The sequence below is a fragment of the Intrasporangium chromatireducens Q5-1 genome (assembly GCF_000576575.1).
Lineage (GTDB): Bacteria > Actinomycetota > Actinomycetes > Actinomycetales > Dermatophilaceae > Intrasporangium_A > Intrasporangium_A chromatireducens.
Genome location: NZ_AWQS01000106.1, coordinates 1 through 13,770, shown reverse-complemented (window position 1 = coordinate 13,770; position 13,770 = coordinate 1). Strand labels below are relative to the sequence as shown.

The window sequence follows — 13,770 nt, the reverse complement described above, 5'->3', positions numbered from 1 at the left end:
CCGACACAAGGAAGGTAAACCAGTGAGCGAGGAACGGGCGAGGCCCGGAGCAGCGGGAAGCGGCGCGGCAGCGGGCATGAGCAGCCTGTCCGTCACGGCCGCCGGCGCTGCGGCGGACGCGATCTCCCGACACGTCCCCGAGCTCGTCGGCGACGCATTCGCCAGCCGGCTCTTCGAGCAGGACGCGACGCTGTGGGGCCACGACGCCGAGTCGGAGGCCGGCAAGCGCCTGTCCTGGGTGGGTCTCCCCCGCTCGTCACGGCCGCTGGTCGGCGAGATCGCGGCGCTGCGCGACACCCTGACCGGTCGCGGCCTCGACCATGTCGTCCTGTGCGGCATGGGCGGCTCGTCCCTCGCGCCGGAAGTCATCTGCGCGACCGCCGGCAAGGAGCTGTTCGTCCTCGACTCCTCGGAGCCCGACTACGTGCGCTCGGCGATCGAGGACCGGCTCGACCGGACCATCGTCGTCGTGTCGTCGAAGTCGGGATCCACGGTCGAGACCGACTCGCAGCGCCGCGCCTACGAGCAGGCGTTCCGCGACGCTGGGATCGACCCGGCTGAACGCATCGTCGTCGTGACCGACCCGGGCAGCCCGCTCGACCGTGAGGCCCGCGAAGCCGGGTACCACGTCGTCAATGCCGATCCGAACGTCGGCGGCCGCTACTCGGCGCTGACCGCCTTCGGCCTCGTGCCCAGCGGTCTCGCCGGCGTCGACATCGAGGCGCTGCTCGATGACGCGGAATCCGTCGCCGACGTGCTCGCCTCCGACGACGAGGGCAACCCCGGACTGCGCCTCGGCGCAGCCCTGGCCGGCACCGAGCCGCTGCGCGACAAGGTCGTCCTTCTGGACGAAGGCTCCGGCATCGTCGGGTTTCCCGACTGGGCGGAGCAGCTCATCGCCGAGTCGACCGGCAAGCTCGGCACCGGTCTGCTGCCCGTCGTCGTCTCCGACGACAGCGCCCCCGAGGTCGCCGCCCGACTGAGCGACGTGACGGTCGCCCGGCTCGTCCCGGTGGAGGACGAGACCCGGCCGCAGACCGACGAGAGCGGCTCGGAGGTCCGCATTGCGGGCTCGCTCGGCGCCCAGCTGCTCCTCTGGGAGGTCGCCACGGCGGTCGCCGGGCGGCTGCTCGGCATCAACCCGTTCGACCAGCCTGACGTCGAGAGCGCCAAGCAGGCCGCCCGCGACCTGCTGGGCCAGGGCGCTGGCTCCCAGTCCGCGCCCGCCGCCACGGACGGCGCCGTGGAGATCCGCGACCTCGGCGGCGACTGGCTGCGCGGTGCCACGACCGTCGACGGGGCCGTCACCGCGCTGCTCGAGCAGCTCGACGGCACGAAGGGCTATGTCGCGATCATGGCCTACCTCGACCGGCTCGAGGACGCCGACCTGGCCGAGTGCCGACGTTCGATCGCCGAGCGCACCGGGCGACCCACCACCTTCGGCTGGGGGCCCCGCTTCCTCCACTCGACCGGTCAGTTCCACAAGGGCGGTCCGGCCGTCGGCGTCTACGTCCAGGTCACCACCGAGCCCGGTGAGGACCTCGACGTGCCGGGCCGCGACTTCACCTTCGGCCAGTTCATCGCCGCCCAGGCCGCCGGTGACGCGGCGGTCCTCGCCGACCACGGCCGGCCGGTGCTCCGACTGCACCTGACCGACCACGACGCAGGTCTGGCCCAGGTCCGCAGTGCCCTCGGCCCAGCCGGAGGGGGCGCATGACGCCGGCCAGGGTTGCCAACGGGGTCAACCCGCTCCGCGACCCCCAGGACAAGCGGCTCCCCCGCATCGCCGGACCGTGTGGCCTCGTCCTGTTCGGGGTGACGGGCGACCTGGCCCGCAAGAAGCTCATGCCGGCGATCTACGACCTTGCCAACCGGGGACTGTTGCCGCCGGGGTTCTCCCTCGTCGGGTTCGCTCGGCGTGACTGGGCCAACCAGGACTTCGGCCAGGTCGTGCACGACGCGGTGCGCCAGCACGCCCGGACCCCGTTCTCCGAGGACGTGTGGCGCAACCTGTCCGAGGGGTTCCGGTTCGTGCCGGGCACCTTCGACGACCCGGCAGCCTTCGACCTGCTCGCCGAGACGGTCGCCGACCTCGACCGGGAGCGCGGCACCGGCGGCAACCACGCCTTCTACCTGTCGATCCCGCCGAGCTTCTTCGCGCAGGTCTGCGAGCAGCTCGAACGGTGCGGCCTCACGAAGGCCGAGGGCGACAGCTGGCGCCGGGTCATCATCGAGAAGCCGTTCGGGCACGACCTCAAGAGCGCGCAGGAGCTCAACGACATCGTCGAGGGCGTCTTCCCGCCCGACTCGGTCTTCCGGATCGACCACTATCTCGGCAAGGAGACCGTCCAGAACCTGCTCGCCGTGCGGTTCGCGAACCAGCTGTTCGAGCCGGTCTGGAACGCCAACTACGTCGACCACGTCCAGATCACGATGGCCGAGGACATCGGCATCGGTGGCCGGGCCGGCTACTACGACGGCATCGGCGCCGCGCGCGACGTCCTGCAGAACCACCTGCTCCAGTTGCTCGCGCTGACCGCGATGGAGGAGCCCGTCTCGTTCGAGGCCCGCGACCTGCGCGGGGAGAAGGAGAAGGTGCTCTCCGCGGTCCGCATCGCCGGCGACTTCGACCAGGTCGCGGCACGGGGGCAGTACACCGGCGGCTGGCAGGGAGCCGACGAGGTCGTGGGCTACCTCGAGGAGGACGGCGTCGCGGACGGTTCGCGCACCGAGACCTTCGCTGCCGTCAAGCTCGAGGTCGACACGCGCCGGTGGGCCGGAGTGCCGTTCTACCTCCGGACCGGCAAGCGGCTCGGCAAACGCGTCACCGAGATCGCCGTGATGTTCAAGCGGGCCCCGCACCTGCCGTTCGAGCACACCGCCACGGAGGAGCTTGGGCAGAACGCGATCGTCATCCGGATCCAGCCGGACGAGGGCATCACCCTCCGGTTCGGCTCCAAGGTGCCGGGCGGGCAGATGGACATCCGCGACGTGACGATGGACTTCGGCTACGGCAACGCCTTCACGGAGGCGTCACCGGAGGCCTACGAACGGCTCATCCTCGACGTCCTGCTCGGTGACCCGCCCCTCTTCCCCCGCCACGAGGAGGTCGAGCTGTCGTGGCGGATCGTCGACCCGTTGCTGCGCCACTGGGAGCGGACCGGGGCACCTGAGCAGTACCTGCCCGGCTGGTGGGGGCCCGACTCCGCCCACGCCATCCTCGAGCGCGACGGACGGAGCTGGAGGCTGCCGTGATCCGAGACCTGACCGACACCACCACGACCGGCGTCAGCAAGACGCTCGTCCGGCTGCGCAACGACGTCGGCGCGATGGCCCTGGGCCGGGTCCTGACCTTGGTCGTCGTCATCGACGACACCGACGCCAGCGAGGCCATCGAGGTCGCCAACCAGGCGAGCCGACAGCACCCCTGCCGGATCATCGTCGTCATCGCCGGCGACCGCCGGGGGCGCAAACGCCTCGACGCCCAGATCCGCCTCGGTGGCGACGCCGGCGCGAGCGAGATCGTCGTCCTGCGCCTCTACGGGCCGCTCGCGAACCACGGGCCGAGCGTCGTCGTGCCGCTGCTGCTGCCGGACTCCCCCATCGTCGCGTGGTGGCCCGGCGAGGCACCGCCCGACGTCGCGAAGGACCCGATCGGCCGCATGGCGCAACGTCGGATCACCGACGCCGCCGAGCACCGCAACCCCAAGCACATCCTCAAGCGGCGCGCGCAGACCTACGCGCCCGGGGACACGGACGTCTCGTGGACGAGACTGACGCGCTGGCGGGGCCTGCTCGCCGCGGCGCTCGACCAGCCGCCCTACGAGCCCGTCACCGCCGGCGTCGTCGCGGGGGCCCCCGACTCCCCCTCGACCGAGCTGCTCGCTGCCTGGCTCTCCACCCGGCTCGGCGTGCCGATCCGTCGGGTCTCGACGCCGCGCGGGTCGGGTATCAGCGCCGTCCGGCTCGAGCGCAAGAGCGGTCCGATCGACCTCGTCCGGCCGGGCGAGGAGGTCGCGACGCTCTCGCAGCCGGGCCAGCCGGACCGCCGCATCGCCCTCCCGCGTCGCGGTGAGGCCGAGTGCCTCGCCGACGAGCTGCGCCGGCTCGACCCCGATGACACCTACGCCGAGGCCCTCCTCGAGGGGCTGGCGCACCTTCCCCCCGCCCGCCTCAGTGCCGACGAGGCGGCCCGTTCCGGCGTCGCTCCCGACCTCGCCGCCTCCCGCCGGCTCGCGGCGCGGCTCGCCCGCGACGACGCGGCTGAGGAGGCCTCCGCGATGATCTCCGCTCCCCCGGCACCGACCGAGGCCGACGCGGAGCAGGTCCACTCCGCCACCGCGCGCAAGCTCGCCGGCGAGCGGACGCCACGCGAGAAGCAGCGGGCCAAGGAGGCGGGCACCGCGAGGACGGCCCGCCGGGCCGCGCAGCAGAAGGCTCCCAAGGGCTGAGGAGCGCTCCGGCCGAGCCCCAGGACGACGTATGCCGCTGAGCGGGCCTCCGCTCAGCGGCATACGTCACGACGGGGCGGGGCCCCGTAGGGTCACTGGATGAGGCCGCGCTCGCGCAGCGAGGACAGCGCCTCGTCGAGGATCGCGGCGCCATCGGCGTCGCTGCGGCGCTCCTTCACGTAGGCGAGGTGCGTCTTGTAGGGCTCCACCTTCGGCGGTGCGGGCGGGTTGTCCCGGTCCTGGCCGGCCGGGAAACCGCAACGCGGGCAGTCCCACTGCTCGGGCAGCACCATGCCGGGCTCCTCCGCGAAGCTGGGCCGTGTCTCGTGCCCGTTGGAGCACCAGTAGGAGATGTGGACCCGGGGCGCTGCCTCGCCGCGCTCGGCCTCACCCATCGGGCCGGCTCCGACGCGACTGCCTCGGATCGCGTTACCACTCGCCATTCTCTCGTCCCTCTCTCAGCTCGCGAACCGCGCCAACAGGCCCAGACCGACGATCGCCACGGCCCAGATGACCGCGATGGCGACCGTGAAGCGGTCCAGGTTGCGCTCGGCGACCGACGACCCACCCAAGGACGTCGACATTCCGCCGCCGAACATGTCGGACAGGCCGCCGCCCTTGCCCTTGTGCAGCAGGATGAACAGCGTCAGGACCATGCTGGAGATCACCAGCAGGACCTGGAGCACGATGCGAACCGCATCCACCAGCGTCACTCCATCTCGATCGATCACCGCCCGGTGACAGCCGAGCACTCCGACAGGATACCTGCCCGCAGTCAGCTCGCGGTCACGTGATCGCGGTAGCGGCAGATGGACGCGAACTCGACGGGGTCGAGCGAGGCGCCTCCGACGAGCGCGCCGTCGACGTCGTCCTGGGCCATGATCGCCGCCACGTTGCCGGACTTGACGCTACCGCCGTAGAGGATGCGGACGCCGTTGGCGAGCTCCGGTGTGTACAGCTCGGCGAGGAGGGCACGGATCGCCCCGCAGACCTCCTGCGCGTCGTCGGGCGTCGCGACCTCGCCTGTGCCGATCGCCCAGATCGGCTCGTAGGCGATGACGATCGAGGCGGCCTGCTCCGGAGGCAGCCCGTCGAGGGCGACCCGCAGCTGGCCGGTGACGTGGGCGACCTGGCCACCTGCCTGACGAACGGTGAGGTCCTCGCCGCAGCAGAGGATCGGCGTCAGCTCGTGGGTGTAGGCCGCGCGAACCTTGGCCGCGACGACCTCGTCGGTCTCGTGATGGCCCTCGCGGCGCTCACTGTGCCCCACGACGACGTAGGTGCAGCCGAGCTTGCGGAGGAACGCTCCCGAGATGTCCCCGGTGTAGGCGCCGGACGCGTGTGGGGACAGGTCCTGAGCGCCGTAGCGCAGCCCGAGCTTGTCGCCCTCGACGAGCGTCTGGACCGAGCGCAGGTCGGTGAACGGTGGCAGCACGGCCACCTCGACGGCCGCGTAGTCGTGCTTGGCGTCGCGCAGCGTCCAGTCGAGCTTCTGCACGAGGTGGGTCGCCTGGAGGTGGTCGAGGTTCATCTTCCAGTTGCCCGCCATGAGCGGGACCCGCCCGGCCGGGGTGGTGGCGCGCGCCATCACGCGTACCCGTCCTCGAGGACCTGCAGGCCGGGCAGCCGTTTGCCCTCGAGGTACTCGAGGCTCGCTCCCCCGCCCGTCGAGATGTGCCCGAAGTCGGTGTCGGCGAAGCCGAGCTGGCGCACGGCCGCGGCGCTGTCGCCGCCACCGACGACGGTGAGTGCCCCGGTGGCGGTCACGTCGGCGAGGGCCTGTGCAATCGCCTTGGTTCCGGCCGCGAACGGCGCCATCTCGAAGGCGCCCATGGGGCCGTTCCAGAAGACGGTGCGGCAGTCGGCGAGCTGCTCGGCGAACAGCTTCGCGGAGTCGGGCCCGATGTCGAGTCCCATCTGGTCGGGCGGGATCCGGTCGACGGGGACGACCTCGTGGTGGGCGTCGGCGCTGAACGCGTCGGCGACGACGATGTCGACCGGCAGGACGATCTCGACGCCCTTCGCGTTGGCCTCCTCGAGGTAGCCGCGTACGGTGTCGACCTGGTCCTGCTCGAGCAGGCTCTTGCCGACCTCGAGTCCCTTGGCCTTGAGGAAGGTGAAGACCATGCCGCCTCCGATGAGGAGACGGTCGGCGGTGCCGAGGAGGTTGCCGATGACGCCGAGCTTGTCGGAGACCTTCGCGCCGCCGAGGACCACGGCGTAGGGGCGGTCCGGGTCGGCGGTCAGCCGGCGCAGAACGTTGACCTCGGCCTCGACGAGCCCGCCCGTGGCGTGCGGGAGCAGCTTGGCGACGTCATAGACGGAGGCCTGCTCCCGGTGCACGACGCCGAAGCCGTCGGAGACGAAGACGTCGGCGAGCGAGGCGAGCTGGCCGGCGAACTCGGCCCGCTCCTCGTCGGTCTTCGCCGTCTCCCCCGGGTTGAACCGGAGGTTCTCGAGCAGGACGACGCCGCCCTCGGGCATCGCGTCGACGGCGGCGCGGGCCGCCGGCCCGACCGTGTCGTCCGCGAAGACGACGGGCTTCTGCAGCACCTGGCCGAGCCGCTTGGCCACGGGGGCGAGCGAGTAGGCCGGGTCGGGCTTGCCCTTGGGCCGGCCGAGGTGGGCGCAGACGATGACCCTGGCGCCCATCTCGCTCAGCATGAGGATCGTCGGGGCGGACGCCCGGATCCGACCGTCGTCGGTGATGGTCGTCCCGTCCAGGGGGACGTTGAGGTCAGAGCGGACGAGGACGCGCTGGCCGCGCAGGTCCCCGAGGTCGGCGATCGTCTTCACGTCGTCCCTTCGGTCGGCGGCGGGGCTCAGAGGCTCTGGCCGACGAGCTGGACGAGGTCGACGAGGCGGTTGGAGTAGCCCCACTCGTTGTCGTACCAGCCGACGACCTTGACCTGGTTGCCGATGACCTTCGTCAGGCCGGAGTCGAAGATGCACGAGGCCGGGTCCGTGACGATGTCGCTCGAGACGATCGGGTCCTCGGTGTAGACGAGGTAGCCCTTGAGCGGCCCGTCGGCGGCGGCGCGCATGATCTCGTTGACCTCCTCGACGGAGGTCTCCCGCGGCGCCTCGAAGGTCAGGTCGGTCGCCGAGCCGGTGGGGACCGGGACGCGGAGGGCGTAGCCGTCCAGCTTGCCCTTGAGCTCCGGCAGCACGAGGGACACGGCCTTGGCCGCGCCCGTCGTCGTCGGCACGATGTTGAGGGCGGCGGCGCGGGCCCGGCGCAGGTCCTTGTGCGGCCCGTCCTGCAGGTTCTGGTCCTGCGTGTAGGCATGGATCGTGGTCATGAGGCCACGCACGATGCCGAGTCCGTCGTTGAGGGCCTTGGCCATCGGGGCGAGGCAGTTCGTCGTGCACGACGCGTTGCTGATGATGGTGTGCTTGGCCCCGTCGTACTGGTCGTCGTTGACGCCCATGACGATGGTGATGTCCTCGTTCTTGGCCGGGGCGGAGATGATGACCTTCTTGGCGCCGGCGTCGATGTGCGCCTTGGCCTTGGTCGCGTCGGTGAAGAAGCCGGTGGACTCGATGACCACGTCGACCCCGAGGTCGCCCCACGGCAGGTTGGCCGGGTCCTTCTCGGCGAGGGAGGTGATGACCTCGCCGTCGACCTCGATGCCGCCCTCGACGACGCGGACCTCGCCGGGGAAGCGCCCGAGGATCGAGTCGTACTTCAGCAGGTGGGCCTGCGTGCCGTCGTCGCCGAGGTCGTTGAAGGCGACGACGTCGATGTCGGCTCCCGATGCCTTTGCGGCCCGGTAGAAGTTGCGACCGATGCGGCCGAAGCCGTTGATGCCAACTCGAACTGTCACTGCTCTCAACCTCTCAGGGATGGACTGCGTGGTTGTGCGGACCCGAAGGCCCCACGGCCAACCCTAGTGCCTGGGGCGACGCGCGCCGTGCCCGGTCGGGACCGTTGTGAGCGGGCCGACAGCGGTGGACGTGGTCAGGAGTCGAGCATGTCCGGGGTGAGGTTCGCGTCGGTGCCCGGGACGCCGAGCTCCTCCGCCCGCCGGTCGGCCATGGCCAGCAGGCGCCGGATCCGGCCGGCGACGGCGTCCTTGGTCATCGGCGGGTCCGCGAGCTGGCCCAGCTCCTCGAGGCTGGCCTGCTTGTGCTCGAGGCGCAGCACCCCCGCCTGCCGCAGGTGGTCCGGGATCTCGTCGCCGAGGATCTCCATGGCGCGTTCCACCCGTGCACCCGCGGCGACCGCAGCGCGGGCGGAGCGACGCAGGTTGGCGTCGTCGAAGTTGGCAAGGCGGTTCGCCGTCGCCCGCACCTCGCGGCGCATCCGGCGCTCCTCCCAAGCGAGCACCGCGTCATGCGCGCCGAGCCGCGTCAGCATGGCCCCGATCGCGTCGCCGTCGCGGATGACCACCCGGTCCACCCCGCGGACCTCGCGCGCCTTCGCCTGGACACCAAGTCGGCGACCGGCGCCCACCAGCGCGAGGGCCGCCTCGGGACCGGGACAGGTCACCTCCATCGCCGAGGACCGGCCGGGCTCCGTCAGTGAACCGTGCGCAAGGAAGGCTCCGCGCCACGCCGCCTCGGAGTCGCACGTCGAGGCGCTGACGATCCTCGGGGGAAGGCCGCGGACGGGACGGCCACGGCTGTCGATGAGCCCGGTCTGCCGGGCCAACGCGGACCCGTCCTCGACGACGCGGACGACGTAGCGGGAGCCGCGGCGCAGGCCGCCGGCGGCGAGCACGAGGACGTCGCTCTTGTGGCCGTACACCTCGGCGAGGCTGCGGCGCAGCCGCCGTGCGGCGCTGGCGGTGTCGAGCTCGGCCTCGACGACGATCTGGCCCCCGATGAGGTGCAGACCGCCCGCGAAGCGGAGCATCGTCGCGACCTCGGCCTTGCGACAGCAGGTCTTCGTGACGTCCAGTCGCGAGAGCTCGTCCTTCACCTTCGCTGTCATGGCCATGCGGGACATCCTGCCACTGGGCCGGACGGAATCCTCAACCGATGACGTCCCGAAGTGCGGCCGCCAGTCGCAGCGGGTCGTGGACACCCGGATTGCCGGTCACCGCAACGGGGCTCACGACCAGCTCCGCTCCCAGGTCCTCGGCTGCGGAGCGGAGGGAGGCTGCGTCGACGACGGCGGACGGGTCGGCGAGCACGACGTCGAGGGTCAGGTCTGGTGCATTCGCCGCGAGTGAGGCGAGGTGGTCCTCGGCGCGGAAGTCGCGGGTCTCCCCGCGGTCCACCTCGAGGTTGAGGTTGAGCAGCTTCCGGGCGGGCGTGCCGGTGAGGGCATCGGCGAGGTCGGGCACGAGCAGGTGCGGCATGACCGACGTGAACCACGACCCGGGACCGAGGACGACCCAGTCGGCATCGGCGACGGCCTGGAGCGCGGGCTCGCACGGCTTGGGACACGTCGGGAGGATGCCGATCGACAGCACGCGGCCGGGCGAGGACGCGACGAGGTGCTGGCCGTGGACCTCTACGACCTCGTCGGGGCGGACCGGGTCGTGCCCGGCGATCTCCGCGATGATCTCGAGGGGCTCGGCGGCCATCGGCAGCACCCTCCCCCGGGCCCCGAGGAGCCGGCCGACGAGGTCGAGCCCGCCGACGGTGTCGCCGAGCAGCTCCCAGAGCGAGACGATCATCAGGTTGCCGAGGGCGTGCCCCTCGAGGTCGCCGTCCCCGGCGAACCGGTGCTGGAGCACGTCGCGCCACGTGTGGCCCCACTCCGAGTCGTCGCAGAGCGCGGCGAGCGCCATCCTCAGGTCGCCGGGGGGCAGGACGTTGAAGTCGCGGCGCAGCCGACCGCTCGAGCCGCCGTCGTCGGCGACCGTGACGATGGCCGTGACGTTGTCGGTCAGGAGCCGGAGTGCGGAGAGAGTCGCGGAGAGGCCATGCCCTCCCCCGAGCGCGACGACGTGACGCTGGTGCGTGGGCGTGGGGGTGAGCCGACCCAGCGGCCCGAGAGCGGGGCCTCCGGCCGCACTGGGCCGCAACGGGCCCGTCGTCGGCCCGGTCATTCCCGGCCCAGGTCCCGGTGGACGACGAACGTGTCGACGAGCTCCGCGTCGAGGCGGTCGGCGAGCGCCTCGGCCATCGCGACGGACCGGTGCTTGCCGCCGGTGCAGCCGACGGCCACCGTGATGTACCGGCGTCCCTCGCGGATGTAGCCGCCCGACATCGTCTCGAGGAGCGCCTGCACCCGGTCGAGGAACTCGCGTGCCCCCTCCTGCTCCATGACGAAGCCGGACACCCGCTCGTCCCGCCCGGTGAGCGGCCGCAGGTCGGGGATCCAGTGCGGGTTGGGCAGGAACCGCATGTCGAGGACGATGTCGGCGTCCATCGGCAGGCCGTACTTGAAGCCGAACGACATCACCGCGATGCGCAGCTGGGCCGACTCGTCACCGGAGAAGAGCGAGTTGACCTTGGCCGAGAGCTGGTGGACGTTGAGCCCCGAACTGTCGATGACGACGTCGGCGGCCGACCGCAGCTCGACGAGCATGGCCCGCTCCCGCTGGATCCCGTCGAGCAGCCGACCGTCCGCCTGCAGGGGGTGCGGACGGCGGACGCTCTCGAAGCGACGGACGAGCGCCTCGTCGGTCGCGTCGAGGAAGACGAGACGAGGCTCCTCGCCATGCGACTTCATCCCGTCGATCGCGGCGGCGAGCTCGTTGAACCAGAGCCGGGAGCGGACGTCGACGACGACGGCCACCTTGCGCAGGGCGGCCTCCGGGTTGCGGGCGATCGCCTGGTCGCGGAGGTCGGCCAGGCCGGAAAGCATCTGGGGTGGGAGGTTGTCGACGACGAGCCACCCGAGGTCCTCGAGGACGTTGGCCGCGGTGGTGCGTCCGGCGCCGCTCATCCCCGTGACGATGACGATGGGTGACTCGGAGAGGGCGACGTACGTGGGACTGCTCGATGCGGTCATTCGAGGACTTCTCCCGTGGTGAGGTTGACGGCGGGCTCTGGCGTGGCGCCGGCGAGATGGGCGGAGACGGTCTCGGCGAGGGCCGGGCCGATGCCGCGCACCGACATGATGTCGGTGACGCTCGCCTCGCGCAGCCGTTTGACCGAGCCGAAGTGGCGGAGCAGGGCCTTCTGCCGTCCCGGTCCCAAGCCCGGGATGCCGTCGAGCGCGGAACTCGTCATCGCCTTCGACCGCCGCTGCCGGTGGAACGTGATCGCGAAGCGGTGCGCCTCGTCGCGGAGTCGCTGCAGCAGGTAGAGACCCTCGCTCGTGCGAGGCAGGATGACAGGGTAGTCCTGGCCCGGCACCCACACCTCCTCGAGGCGCTTGGCGAGACCCACGAGGGCGACCTCCTCGATGCCGAGGTCGTCGAGGACGGCCTGTGCGGCGTTGACCTGCGGCAGGCCGCCGTCGACGACGACGAGGCTCGGGGGGTAGGCGAAGCGGCGCGGGCGGCCGGTCTCGGGGTCGATGGGGCCGCCGTTCGGCTCGTGCTCGACCTCGTCACGGTCGCGCCTCCCGTCGGAGTCCGCGGCCTGCAGGTCGAGGTCGCCGGCGCCCTCCGCCTCCTCGAGGTAGCGCCGGAACCGGCGGCCGAGCACCTCCCGCATCGCCGCGGTGTCGTCGATGGTGGTCGGCCCGTCGACGGGGTCGCCGAGGGCACCGCGGACGATGAAGCGGCGGTACTCGCTCTTGCGGGGCAGCCCGTCCTCGAAGACGACCATGCTCGCAACGACGTTGGTGCCCTGCACGTGGCTGACGTCGTAGCACTCGATCCGCAGCGGCGCCTCGTCGAGGTCGAGGGCCTCCTGCAGCTCCTGCAGGGCGCGACTGCGCAGGGTGAGGTCGCCCGCTCGGGCGACCTTGTGGCGCGCGAGGGACTGCTGGGCGTTGCGGGTCACGGTCTCCATGAGGGTCTTCTTGTCGCCGCGCTGTGGAACGCGGAGGTCGACGGTGGAGCCGCGCAGCCCGGACAGCCACTCGCGCGCCGCGTCGTCGTCCTCGGGGAGGACGGGCAGGAGGACCTCCTTCGGCACGGTGTCGGCGTCGCCGTAGACCTGCTGGAGCAGGTGGCCGACGAGAGTCGGAAGGTCCTCGCTCTCCTTCTCGACCACCCAGCCGCGCTGACCCCGGATCCGGCCGCCGCGGACGTGGAAGACCTGCACGGCCGCCTCGAGCGGGTCGTCGGCGATTCCGAAGACGTCGGCGTCGGTCGCGTCACCGAGCACGACGGTCTGCTTCTCCAGTGCCTTGGTGAGCGCCGCGACGTCGTCGCGGAGGCGGGCGGCCTGCTCGAAGTCGAGCTCCGCGGCCGCCTCGCGCATCCGGCCCTCGAGGCGCCTGACGAAGCGGCTCGTGTTGCCGGACATGAACTCGCAGAACTCCTCCGCGATCGCCCGGTGCTCGTCGGGCGTGACGCGCCCGACACAGGGCGCGGCGCACTTGTCGATGTAGCCGAGCAGGCAGGGCCGGCCGCTCGCGTGGGCGCGCCGGAAGACCCCGCTCGAGCAGGTGCGGACCGGGAAGACGCGGAGCAGCAGGTCGAGCGTCTCGCGGATCGCCCAGGCGTGCCCGTAGGGACCGAAGTAGCGGGTGCCCTTGCGCTTCGCCCCCCGCATGACCTGCGCCCGCGGGAACTCCTCCCCCATCGTCACGGCGAGGAACGGATACGACTTGTCGTCGCGGTACTTGACGTTGAACCGCGGGTCGAACTCCTTGATCCACGAGTACTCGAGCGCGAGCGCCTCCACCTCGGTGCGCACCACGGTCCACTCGACGGACGCCGCGGTCGTGACCATCGTGGCCGTGCGCGGGTGCAGCGCGGTGATGTCCTGGAAGTAGGACGACAGCCGGGGGCGCAGCGACTTCGCCTTGCCGACGTAGATGACCCGGCCGTGCTGGTCGCGGAAGCGGTAGACGCCGGGGTCGACCGGGATCTCCCCGGGCTTGGGACGGTAGGTCGACGGGTCCGGCACACCCCCACTCTAGGAGGGCGGGGCGACACGCCCCGCACGCGTCAGCGGACCGAGATCGTCCCTCCGGACACGGTGACGCTCAGCGGCGTGAGCCCCGTCGGGGTGGGGCCGGCGATGCGAGCGCCCGTCGAGGCGTCGAAGGTGCTGCCGTGGCACGGGCAGTAGATGACGTTCTGGACGATGTCGGTGACCTCGCAGCCCGCGTGCGGGCAGATCGCGGTGAACGCCTTGAAGGTGCCCTGCGCGGGCTGGGTGATCACGACGCGGGCGTCGACGATGACCTTGCCGCCGTCGACGGGCACGTCAGACGTGGGTATGCCGCTCACCGGGCTCGGGCTGGGACCGCCGGCTCCCTGCTGGGTCGGGGTCGCTGGTCCCGAGGTGCCGCATGCCG

At 71.7% G+C, this 13,770-nt stretch carries 13 protein-coding genes; 3 read left to right on the top strand and 10 right to left on the bottom strand.

Features of this window, described 5'->3' with window-relative positions:
- The first annotated feature begins 76 nt into the window (after nucleotides 1-76).
- The 3 genes from N864_RS12965 to N864_RS12955 are packed head-to-tail and all read left to right on the top strand — an operon-like array spanning nucleotide 77 to nucleotide 4,451.
- A complete protein-coding gene (locus N864_RS12965) occupies nucleotides 77-1,717 on the top strand; it encodes a glucose-6-phosphate isomerase (protein ID WP_034717393.1) in 1,641 nt (546 codons plus the stop codon).
- Entirely contained in the window at nucleotides 1,714-3,255 is a 1,542-nt protein-coding gene (gene zwf, locus N864_RS12960; protein WP_034717391.1) for a glucose-6-phosphate dehydrogenase, read from the top strand. The genes N864_RS12965 and zwf overlap by 4 nt, the downstream gene beginning before the upstream one ends.
- A complete protein-coding gene (locus N864_RS12955) occupies nucleotides 3,252-4,451 on the top strand; it encodes a glucose-6-phosphate dehydrogenase assembly protein OpcA (RefSeq protein ID WP_034717389.1) in 1,200 nt (399 codons plus the stop codon). The genes zwf and N864_RS12955 overlap by 4 nt, the downstream gene beginning before the upstream one ends.
- A 92-nt stretch (nucleotides 4,452-4,543) precedes the next feature.
- On the opposite strand, the gene N864_RS12950 is transcribed toward N864_RS12955, so the two are convergent.
- The 10 genes from N864_RS12950 to N864_RS12905 form a co-directional block, all read right to left on the bottom strand.
- On the bottom strand, nucleotides 4,544-4,894 hold the full coding sequence (locus N864_RS12950) for an RNA polymerase-binding protein RbpA (protein WP_081793792.1): 351 nt from the start codon (nucleotides 4,892-4,894) through the stop codon (nucleotides 4,544-4,546).
- A gap of 15 nt (nucleotides 4,895-4,909) precedes the next feature.
- Nucleotides 4,910-5,155, bottom strand: coding sequence for a preprotein translocase subunit SecG (gene secG, locus N864_RS12945; protein ID WP_034717398.1), 246 nt, complete (start codon nucleotides 5,153-5,155; stop codon nucleotides 4,910-4,912).
- 71 nt (nucleotides 5,156-5,226) lie between these two features.
- On the bottom strand, nucleotides 5,227-6,039 hold the full coding sequence (tpiA, locus tag N864_RS12940) for a triose-phosphate isomerase (protein ID WP_034717385.1): 813 nt from the start codon (nucleotides 6,037-6,039) through the stop codon (nucleotides 5,227-5,229).
- Nucleotides 6,039-7,247 (bottom strand): phosphoglycerate kinase, encoded by a 1,209-nt coding sequence (locus N864_RS12935; RefSeq protein ID WP_034717383.1) that lies wholly within the window; start codon nucleotides 7,245-7,247, stop codon nucleotides 6,039-6,041. Before N864_RS12935 ends, tpiA begins: the two co-directional genes overlap by 1 nt.
- A 26-nt stretch (nucleotides 7,248-7,273) precedes the next feature.
- Entirely contained in the window at nucleotides 7,274-8,278 is a 1,005-nt protein-coding gene (gene gap, locus N864_RS12930; RefSeq protein WP_034717382.1) for a type I glyceraldehyde-3-phosphate dehydrogenase, read from the bottom strand.
- Between the two features lie 134 nt (nucleotides 8,279-8,412).
- Nucleotides 8,413-9,393, bottom strand: a complete 981-nt coding sequence (gene whiA / locus N864_RS12925; protein WP_034717380.1) for a DNA-binding protein WhiA — start codon at nucleotides 9,391-9,393, stop codon at nucleotides 8,413-8,415.
- Nucleotides 9,394-9,427: 34 nt separating this feature from the next.
- A complete protein-coding gene (locus tag N864_RS12920) occupies nucleotides 9,428-10,453 on the bottom strand; it encodes a gluconeogenesis factor YvcK family protein (protein WP_081793790.1) in 1,026 nt (341 codons plus the stop codon).
- The gene (gene rapZ / locus N864_RS12915; RefSeq protein WP_034717378.1) at nucleotides 10,450-11,361 is read right to left on the bottom strand and encodes an RNase adapter RapZ; all 912 of its coding nucleotides are present in this window, start codon (nucleotides 11,359-11,361) and stop codon (nucleotides 10,450-10,452) included. Before rapZ ends, N864_RS12920 begins: the two co-directional genes overlap by 4 nt.
- The gene (uvrC, locus tag N864_RS12910; RefSeq protein ID WP_034717376.1) at nucleotides 11,358-13,376 is read right to left on the bottom strand and encodes an excinuclease ABC subunit UvrC; all 2,019 of its coding nucleotides are present in this window, start codon (nucleotides 13,374-13,376) and stop codon (nucleotides 11,358-11,360) included. Before uvrC ends, rapZ begins: the two co-directional genes overlap by 4 nt.
- Before the next feature lie 41 nt (nucleotides 13,377-13,417).
- The gene (locus N864_RS12905; protein WP_081793788.1) at nucleotides 13,418-13,702 is read right to left on the bottom strand and encodes a Rieske (2Fe-2S) protein; all 285 of its coding nucleotides are present in this window, start codon (nucleotides 13,700-13,702) and stop codon (nucleotides 13,418-13,420) included.
- Nucleotides 13,703-13,770 lie beyond the last annotated feature (68 nt).